Raw genomic sequence first — 8,836 nt, forward strand, 5'->3', positions numbered from 1 at the left:
CCGCCGTATGACGGCGCCGTGTTCGCCGTACAACTTCCCGCCGACCCGGCGCCGGTAAGACAAACTCGACGGCGCTCCAGCGCCGCCGCCTCACGGCTCCGCCGGCCCACCCCTCCACGGCCCCGCCCGCCACCAAGCCCCCCACCTCTCTGGCGCCGAAGCGGTGAGACGTGGGTCGGCGAATCCGGCCGCCGTACGGCGCTCCGCCGGTCGACCCCCCACGGCCCCCTCCCGCCACCAAGCCCCCACCTCTCTGGCGCCGAAGAGGTAAGACGTGGGTCGGCGAATTCGGCGCCACCGTACGGCGCCCCACCGGTCCATCCCCCACGGCCCCGCGCGATCCCCTCCCGCGCAGGGCCGTCCGGCGGACCCGGTCAGATCCCGCGCCGCATCGCCCGCGTCCCGATCACCAGCCCCACCACCGCCACGGCCGCCGCACACAAGGCGCCGTACACCACAGACATGTCCGCCATCCGTCCAGCGAAGAGGGCCCGCTCGGCATCCGCGACATATCGCACAGGATTGGCCGCAGCGGCCACCCGCAACCACCCCGGCCCAGACTCGACCGGCAACAACAACCCCGACAACAAAACGATGGGAAACATCACCATCTGTGTAACCCCCCAGAACAAATCACCCCCCGGATACGACGCGATAGCGAGCGCGTACGACAACGCCCCCAGCCCAACCCCGAACACCACCAGCACCCCAAGCCCCACCACCACCCCCTCCACCGAAGGCCGGAACCCCAACGGCACCGCGAGCACGATGATCAGCCCCGCCTGAACCAGCAGGATCACGAACTCCTTCAACGTCCGCCCCACCAGCATCGCCACCCGATTCAGCGGCGTGACCAGCATCCGCTCCAGCGACCCCCCGAGCAGCTCCATCAGCAGCGAATACCCACTCATGAGCGGCCCGGTAAGGCACATCATCACCAGAATCCCCGGCACGAACCACTGCCACGACGCACCCCCCTGCGACCCGGCCAACATCGACCCGAACAGAAACAGGAAAAGCAACGGCTGCCCCATGGTGAAGACCAGCGCCACCGGCCCCCGCAGCACAGGCATGAACTCCCGGGAGAAAACGGTCCCGGTATCCCGCAGAAACCGCCGCCCCGCTCCCACATCTCTCCCGTTCACGCCCCGACCCCACCTTCGGTCTCGCTCTCCAGCAACGTCCGCCCGGTAAGCGCGAGAAACACGTCGTCCAACGTGGGCCGAGCGGTCTCCGCCGCCCGCACCTTCACCCCCGCCGACTCCAGCACCCGCAGATACTCCGGCAGCACCGAACTGGCCCGCGCCACCCGCAGCCGCACGGTCCCCCCGTCCACCACGACCTCACTGGGGCTGGCCACCCGCTCCGCGATCTCCGCCGCCCGCGCCGCGTCCCCGTCCTCCACACCGACCGTCACCCGATCCCCGGCCAAGTCCCCCTTGAGCCCTTCCGCCGTCCCATCGGCGATGATCCGCCCTTGGTCGATGATCACCACCCGCTCGGCCATACTGTCGGCCTCCTCCAGATAATGCGTGGTGAGAAAAATCGTCGTCCCATGCCGCTCCCGCAGTCGCAGAATGTGCCCCCAGATATCGGCCCTGCTCTGCGGATCCAGCCCCGTGGACGGCTCGTCGAGAAACAACAGTTCGGGCCGATGCACCAGCCCCAAAGCGATGTCGAGCCGCCGCCGCTGCCCCCCGGACAACGTTCCGGGCGTCCGCATGGCCATCGGCTCCAACTCCAGCAGCCCCAGCACCTCATCGGCCCGCACCCGCGCCGCCCCCCGGCTCAGCCCATAAGCCCGCCCCTGGCTGACCAGCTCATCCCGTACCCGAAAGTTCGCCCCCGCCCCGTTCTTCTGCCCCACATACCCGATCCGTGCCCGCACCCCCGCCGGATCCCTCGCCACATCCCGCCCCGCCACCACCGCCGTCCCTGCCGTAGGCCGCAGCAGCGTCGTCAACATCCGCAAACAGGTCGACTTCCCCGCCCCATTGGGCCCGAGGAACGCCACCAGTTGCCCCTGCTCCACATCCAGATCAACCCCCCGGACCGCCTCCACCACCGCCCTCCGCTTGACCTTGAACCGTCGCGTCAGTCCCCGGGCATGGATCATCGCCACTCCTCGCATTCGATTGACCCCGACTTCCAGGCACGGCGAAAGAAACCCCTGCTCAGGGGCCCGCCGAGTGATAATTCATCCTGAACCGCCCAGAACCGTTTTGGCAAACGTGAAACGGACGTTCACATCCCCCACTGAGCTGCGAAAACGCCTTCCCGGACCCACCCGAAAACCCACCCCGCCAAACTTTTTCCCCGGCACCGACGGCCCGCTGACCTGCGCGTTTCCTAAATACCTCGCCCGTCCCCACCAGCCGCACCAAGATTTCTCGCCACTACGTCCTCCGGCACGCCACAGCCGTACACGATGGTGTGAACAACCCCTTGGACGACCTCCCTGTCCACCCTCTCCGGCGGCGCGGTGACCAAGGTGAACAGCGCGCCCCCGTAGAGCGCGATCAGCGCGGGAATCTTCTCCCGCGGAATGGCCAGCCCCAGCTCGTCGTGATGCCCCGCGGTGAACCGCGTCGCCGTTCCCTGCAACCCCGCGAGAGCCGACGCCAGCACCGGCCGACGCACCGCCTCCATCTGAAGCTCGAAGATCGCCAAATAACGGTCACGCGAGGTGGTCGCCGCCCCGAGCAACGATTCCGTCAGCAGATCGACCAATCGCACGTCATCGCCTGCCTCGTGCTGCCCGGCAGCTCGATCCATGTCGGCAAAATGCAACTCCACGACCCGCTCCGCCGCGGCCACCAGCAACGCCTCACGACTGCGGAAATAGTTCGAGGCCGTTCCCGTCGGAAGCCCGCTCAGCCTCTCCACCGCCCGATGGGTCACCCCATGCACTCCCGACGACGCCAGAAGATCGATCGCGGCATCTGCCAGGGCCCGGCGACGACCCAGATTGTTCGGCGGCACACGCTCATGCTACCAATAGTCGTACTAGTACGAGCGTAGTGAATGACCCGAGGAGTCTCATGAGGATCGCCGTGGTCGGCGCCGGCCTGGGTGGTGTGGCGGCAGCAGTGGGCCTGCACCGCATGGGCCACGAGATCACGCTCTACGAACGAGCCACCGAACTCCGCGAGGCAGGCACCGGCGTCGTGATCATGCCCAACGGCATCCGCGCCCTGGACGCCATAGGCTCGGCCGACTTCATCCGCGGCCGGACCATGCCCGCGGTCAACGGGGGACTGCGGGACTGGCGCGGACGCCCATTGCTGATCACCGACGCCGCCCAGGCACAACGCGAGGTCGGAGCGACGGTCGTGGTCCGCCGCGCGGAACTGCACCGAGCCCTACGCGTCGGCCTGCCTGCCGAGTCCGTCCGGACGGCGACCCCGGTAGATCGTCTGGACCCCACCCCCACCGAAGTGACAGTGATCAGCGACGGCCACCCCACCATGACCGCCGACGCCGTGATCGTGGCCGACGGAATCAGCAGCAGACTGCGCGCTCAACTCTTCCCCACCCACCCCGGCCTCCGCCGAACCGGCCGCATGGACCTACGCGGCATGCTCCCCACCCCACCCGGCCTGGACGTGACCAGCTTGCTGGCCAGCATCATGCTCGACCGCCGCAGCGGAGCGATGTTCGGCCTGTTCCCCCTGGGCGACAACGACCTGTACTGGTTCACCGACTCCAAATCCTCCCAAAACCAACCCACCCCAGCCGAGGCCCGCCGACAACTGCTGTCCCTGACAGCCGACTGGCACCCAGCCGTCCCCACCCTCATCGAAGCCACCCCACCCACCGACATCTACGTAGACCCCATCGCCTGCCTGGCCGAACCACTCCCCACCCTCGCACTCGGCAGAATCGCCCTACTCGGCGACGCGGCCCACGCCATGACCCCCGACCTGGGCCAGGGCGCCAGCCAGGCCTTCGAGGACGCAGCCGCCCTAACCCGCCACCTCTCCACTGCCACCCCACCAGACGTCCCCCAACGCTTCCTCCACTACGACGCCGAACGCCGCCCCCGCACCACCCGCCTAATGCTGGCATCCTCCCGCCAATCACACCTGACCACCCAAACCGGCCCCGCCGCCTGGCTACGAGACGCCCTACTCCGTGCGATACCACGCGGCCTCGCCACCCGCCGCCTAGCCGCCATGTGGCAGGCCTGACACCCGATCGGCTTCTCCTCCACAGCCATGACCTGACCACCACTCGCCAGGCACCCACCACCCCCGCTTCAACCCCCTCAACAGCCCGAATGCCCCCAACAGGCGATACTGGTACGCATGCCGTCCGTCCCACCCGCCCGCCACCTGGTACGCGCCAAGGACCTCGCCGACGCCCGCTACTACGAGCCGCTGACCGTCGCGGACCTGGCCCAAGCAGCCGGCCTCTCCCGAGCCCACTTCAGCCAGCAGTTCCGCCGCGCCTTCGGCGAGACCCCCCACGCGTACCTGCTCACCCGCCGCCTGGAACGCGCCGCGTCGTTGCTCCGCAACACCGACCGCTCGGTAGCGGACATCTGCCTGGCCGTAGGCCTCCAGAGCCTCGGCTCCTTCACCACCAGCTTCACCCGCATGTACGGCATGCCCCCCACGGCCTACCGCGCCAAGCACCCCAATCCCGCCACCTACGCCCTGATCCCCGCCTGCGTAGTCCGCGCCAACAGCCGCCCCCAACACCGGACTTTTCGAGAAGACACCCCCAAACCCACCCCACTAGCGTCTGAGGAGTCCGATTCCCCACCCACGGAGCCCTAAATGATCAAGATCGCCAACACCCAGGTTTGGGTCCACGACCAGGACGAAGCCCTGGCCTTCTACACCAAGAAGCTGGACATGGAAGTCCGCACGGATGTCACCGTCCCCGAAATGGGCAACTTCCGCTGGCTGGCCGTAGGCCCCCCCAACCAGCCCGAGGTCTCCATCGTCCTGATGGCCATCCCCGGCCCCCCACTGATGGACGAAACCACCACCGCCCAAGTCCACGACCTAATGGCCAAGGGCTTCGCCGGCACCATCTTCCTGACCACCGAAGACTGCGAGGCCTCCTACAAGGACCTAAAGTCCCGAGGCGTCGAATTCACCGAAGAGCCCGAGTCCCGCCCCTACGGCATAGACGCCGGCTTCCGCGACCCCTCCGGCAACAGCTTCCGCCTAACCCAAATCAACGACATCTTCGACCGCTAGCCCCGCCTCGTATCCCCGGCGGCGCAGGCGGGGGCAACTGCCCGATCCGCCGGGGACATGCTGGAGGATGCCCGGACAGCCCACCCTCGGTGTCCTCAAGCCGATCGAGCTCCTGCTGGCACTTCCTCCCACCTGAGCCGCACCCCTGGCGTCCGGAGCCCGGCTAGGTCCTCAGACATCCGGAAAGTCCGATCCACTGACGGCCCGCTGCTGAGGAATCGTCACCTGCCGAGGGATCAGACACCGCACCTGCTTGCCGACAGGGGTGAGGGCTACGTCCCAGCCGGGTGCCAGCGCATCCAGCAGCCAGAGGCCGCGTCCGCTCTCGGCCTCGGGGTCGTTGGGGGGAATCCGGGAACGCACCGGCAGCCGGTGGGGGTTCGGATCATGAACCTTGATCCATATACCGGTGCTCGTCATCTCCACCTCCACCACCACGGGCACCCAATGCCCGCATGCCTTAACGGCGTTGGCGATGAGCTCGGACGCGACCAGCCGTACGGACTCCACGTTCTCGCTGTCCACTCCCTTCTCGCCGAGTACCTGCTTGATCAGGCCCCGAACAGCCTGCAGGCTCTCCGACCACACATTCATGTGCACGATGAGCCCTCTGTCATGGGTCGCCGGGTAGAACCCCAATTTGGCGGCAGTCGGCGTGTCCATCGCGATAGGTGCCCTTCTGGTGTGTCTGACCCAGGCATAACGGACAGTTACTGAACTTTAGGTAGTCGAATGACCACCTAAGGTGATGCTTGCTGATGGGAAGCATGGAGGCTGACCACCTGGATCGCAAGGTTGTCACCCAACTTTGTGTTCTGGGTTTCCGGATCCCCTCAGGAGTAACGGACGGTGATGGAACACTGCCTCTATGCCAAACAGCCGACCTGTCCCCACGGTCCGTCGCCGACGCCTCGGCGAGTCTCTGCGCCGCTTCCGCAATGACGCAGGCCTGAACCTCGACGACGCCGCCGCAACCGTGGGATGGAAGGCACCCAAGCTTTCGAGGATCGAGAACGCCACCGCCCACATTCGCCGCGGCGAGGTGACCGCACTCCTCAAGGCCTACGGCGTGTGCGACCTGGATGTCTTCACCGCACTCGAAGACCTGGCCCGCGACGCCGGCAAACGGGGCTGGTGGCAGACGTACAGCGGCATCGTCGCTCCCGCGTACGCGGACTACATCTCCCTGGAATCTGATGCGGACAACGTCCGAGTATTCGGCCCGTTGCTCGTGCCGGGACTCCTCCAAACCGCCGCCTACGCCCGAGAGACCATCTCCGGTATCTCGATGACCCGAACCCCCGAAGAGATAGCCGCCCTCGCCGAGGTCCGTCTAGCCCGCCAAGCTGTACTGACACGCCCCACCGGCCCATTGAAGATCTGGGCGATCATCTCCGAAGCAGTCCTTCACCAACGCTTCGCGGTACGACCAACAACCATGCGCGACCAACTCCGCCGCCTCCTGGACTGCGCGGAGCTACCCAACGTCACACTCCAGATAATGCCCCTGAACGCCACCCCACACCCCGGCAGCGCCGGAGCCTTCAGCCTCGTCGGCTTCCCCAACGCCATGCCCGAGGTAGTCCTCTTGGAAAACCTCCTAGGCGCAACTTATGTTGAAGGCGTATCAGAGGTAAGCAGCTTCGCCGAAGCCTTCGACCGAATCGTCGCCACCGCCCTACCAGTAGACGACTCCAAGGCCCTGATCGCCCACATGGAGGAAGGCACCCGCCCATGAGCCACCCAACGAAGGACCTCTACTCCCACGACCTCACCACCGCCACCTGGCGTAAATCTTCCGCCAGCGCAGCCGAAAACGACTGCGTTGAGATCGCTGGTCTCCCGTCCAGTGGGAAGGCGATCCGTGACTCCAAGTACCTGAGTATGGGTCTGTTGAGATTTACGGGTGCTGCATGGTCGGATTTCCGGAAGGCCGTCAGTAACAGCGAATTCTGTGCTTCATATGAATGAGGCTGTTTACTCTGCCTAGTAGGTCGCTCTATTCAAGACCGGGAATGCCCACAAATATGGTGCCATCCCAGTAAGCTAGGGCGATATCTAACTCCGCAAGCAAGGCTTGCAGATCTTCGTTTGGCTCGTCGGGAAGCAGGACTGCGAGCTTGGGCTGGGTGGGTTCGACGTGTCGGCTGTAGTCCAAGAGTTGTCCGATGGCCATCCGCACAGCTTCACGCGTGCTTGTGCCTTTTAGCTCGTACAAGACATGCCCTTGGACATCATATAGGTCGGTGAGGAAAGTTCCTGTGAGACCCTTCACAGTAATCTGGAATCGCTTGAGTTCGCGGCCATAGGTCTTCATAAATGCCTGGAACTGATCGGAGAGTTGGGCTTCACGCCGCTCGGCGGTCGTCTCGGGTGCTGCTGAGCGCGAAGTCTTCGTCCTCTTGTTCGTCTCTGGCTCCACGATCGCGCTGGTAGTAACGGACGCTGGCACTAATGTAACCGTAGTGGCGCTAGCCGGCGGGATATTGTCGTCCTCAACTCGCTGGTAGTCATCGACTATGGGCCGCAATCGGAACACGATGACCCTGCGCATTACATGACGCCTATTGAGCGCCTCGCGCAATACATAGGGCTGAATCGGGTCGAGTTGGAACCGACCCAAGTATCGGTGGCGTTTGGTGCCCGTTCCGGGTACTACACCCACGGCTTTGAAGACGCGCAGAGCCCGACCATCATCGATGTGGTGCAGGATTGCGCGGTTCCCGCGGCCATGCTGGCCCTCGAAGGTTTGATCTCCCTCGCCGTGGCCGGTGTACTCGAACACCTGGCCGTATTCGTCATCTTCGCGGAGCCACCCGTCATGGTAGCCGCGCTGTTTGCCTACCTTTGGGTCGGAGTAGAGCAGGACGTTGGGCGTCGTTCCGGAGGGACAGATCCCACCCTGCGGGCTACCGCCGTAGATTGGAGCAAGCTCCTGACGTGTCCATACCTGTCCTGGGTTGAGCCCAATCGTCATGCCCCAAGCCTAGGCAAAATGCCTCAAGCTGCCCCGCAGGATGCCGGCGACATGTCCGAAAAATCTTGGGATGGCTGCATCGTGCCAGGTAGTCGTACTGTATGAGCATGAGCCCGAAGATTGCGACCAACCAGACCGTAACCCGTGAAGAGATGCTCGACTTCGTTCGGGGGCGGCATCAGGGGATCTTGTTGACGGTGCGGCGGGATGGGATGCCGCAGGGGTCGCCGGTTACGTGTGGGGTGGATGGGGAGGGGCGGATTGTGGTGTCTACCTATCCGGAGAGGGCTAAGGCTGTTAATGCTCGGCGGGATCCGCGGGTGAGTGTGGTCGTGTTGTCGGATGACTTTGGGGGGGCCTGGGTGCAGGTGGATGGGACGGCGGAGGTGCTTGACATGCCGGAGGCGTTGGAGGGGTTGGTGGAGTACTACCGGTGTATCTCGGGGGAGCATCCGGATTGGGAGGAGTATCGGGCGGCGATGGTGCGGCAGGGGAAGTCGTTGGTTCGGGTTACGCCTACTCGGTGGGGGCCGGTGGCTACTGGGGGGTTTCCGGCTCGGTTGGGGTAGGCGCGTCGGGAAGGGTGGCCTTGGCCCGGTGGAGGTTGGGGTCCCGGTGGAGGTTGGAGTTGGGAGGCGGGTTCCTGGGG

Annotated in this window: 11 protein-coding genes; 6 read left to right on the plus strand and 5 right to left on the minus strand. The window is 65.4% G+C overall.

Features of this window, described 5'->3' with window-relative positions; translation table 11 throughout:
- Window positions 1-374: 374 nt before the first annotated feature.
- The 3 genes from ACFP1K_RS01455 to ACFP1K_RS01465 all read right to left on the minus strand — a co-directional run bounded on the left by ACFP1K_RS01455 (window position 375) and on the right by ACFP1K_RS01465 (window position 2,982).
- The gene (locus tag ACFP1K_RS01455; RefSeq protein ID WP_380746214.1) at window positions 375-1,145 is read right to left on the minus strand and encodes an ABC transporter permease; all 771 of its coding nucleotides are present in this window, start codon (window positions 1,143-1,145) and stop codon (window positions 375-377) included.
- Entirely contained in the window at window positions 1,142-2,116 is a 975-nt protein-coding gene (locus tag ACFP1K_RS01460; RefSeq protein WP_380746216.1) for an ATP-binding cassette domain-containing protein, read from the minus strand. Before ACFP1K_RS01460 ends, ACFP1K_RS01455 begins: the two co-directional genes overlap by 4 nt.
- Before the next feature lie 233 nt (window positions 2,117-2,349).
- A complete protein-coding gene (locus ACFP1K_RS01465; protein WP_380746218.1) occupies window positions 2,350-2,982 on the minus strand; it encodes a TetR/AcrR family transcriptional regulator in 633 nt (210 codons plus the stop codon).
- Window positions 2,983-3,041: 59 nt separating this feature from the next.
- Between ACFP1K_RS01465 and ACFP1K_RS01470 the strand changes: the two genes are divergently transcribed.
- The 3 genes from ACFP1K_RS01470 (at window position 3,042) to ACFP1K_RS01480 (ending at window position 5,210) form a co-directional block, all read left to right on the plus strand.
- On the plus strand, window positions 3,042-4,190 hold the full coding sequence (locus ACFP1K_RS01470; RefSeq protein ID WP_380746220.1) for an FAD-dependent monooxygenase: 1,149 nt from the start codon (window positions 3,042-3,044) through the stop codon (window positions 4,188-4,190).
- Between the two features lie 117 nt (window positions 4,191-4,307).
- Window positions 4,308-4,781: a helix-turn-helix transcriptional regulator gene (locus ACFP1K_RS01475; protein WP_380746222.1), complete on the plus strand. Its 474-nt coding sequence runs from the start codon at window positions 4,308-4,310 to the stop codon at window positions 4,779-4,781.
- Window positions 4,782-5,210, plus strand: a complete 429-nt coding sequence (locus ACFP1K_RS01480; protein ID WP_380746224.1) for a VOC family protein — start codon at window positions 4,782-4,784, stop codon at window positions 5,208-5,210.
- Between the two features lie 171 nt (window positions 5,211-5,381).
- Here ACFP1K_RS01480 and ACFP1K_RS01485 read toward each other — a convergent pair whose 3' ends face one another.
- Window positions 5,382-5,873, minus strand: a complete 492-nt coding sequence (locus ACFP1K_RS01485) for an ATP-binding protein (protein ID WP_380746226.1) — start codon at window positions 5,871-5,873, stop codon at window positions 5,382-5,384.
- A 205-nt stretch (window positions 5,874-6,078) separates the two neighbouring features.
- Between ACFP1K_RS01485 and ACFP1K_RS01490 the strand changes: the two genes are divergently transcribed.
- Both ACFP1K_RS01490 and ACFP1K_RS01495 read left to right on the plus strand, forming a co-directional pair.
- The gene (locus tag ACFP1K_RS01490; protein ID WP_380746228.1) at window positions 6,079-6,948 is read left to right on the plus strand and encodes a helix-turn-helix domain-containing protein; all 870 of its coding nucleotides are present in this window, start codon (window positions 6,079-6,081) and stop codon (window positions 6,946-6,948) included.
- Window positions 6,945-7,181, plus strand: coding sequence for a DUF397 domain-containing protein (locus ACFP1K_RS01495; protein WP_380746230.1), 237 nt, complete (start codon window positions 6,945-6,947; stop codon window positions 7,179-7,181). Before ACFP1K_RS01490 ends, ACFP1K_RS01495 begins: the two co-directional genes overlap by 4 nt.
- 28 nt (window positions 7,182-7,209) lie before the next feature.
- On the opposite strand, the gene ACFP1K_RS01500 is transcribed toward ACFP1K_RS01495, so the two are convergent.
- A complete protein-coding gene (locus ACFP1K_RS01500; RefSeq protein ID WP_380746232.1) occupies window positions 7,210-8,187 on the minus strand; it encodes a hypothetical protein in 978 nt (325 codons plus the stop codon).
- A 107-nt stretch (window positions 8,188-8,294) separates the two neighbouring features.
- Between ACFP1K_RS01500 and ACFP1K_RS01505 the strand changes: the two genes are divergently transcribed.
- The gene (locus ACFP1K_RS01505; RefSeq protein ID WP_380746234.1) at window positions 8,295-8,756 is read left to right on the plus strand and encodes a PPOX class F420-dependent oxidoreductase; all 462 of its coding nucleotides are present in this window, start codon (window positions 8,295-8,297) and stop codon (window positions 8,754-8,756) included.
- Window positions 8,757-8,836 lie beyond the last annotated feature (80 nt).

Origin of the sequence: Sphaerisporangium aureirubrum (assembly GCF_042658925.1) — a bacterium.
In the GTDB taxonomy this organism is placed as follows: Bacteria; Actinomycetota; Actinomycetes; order Streptosporangiales; family Streptosporangiaceae; genus Sphaerisporangium; species Sphaerisporangium aureirubrum.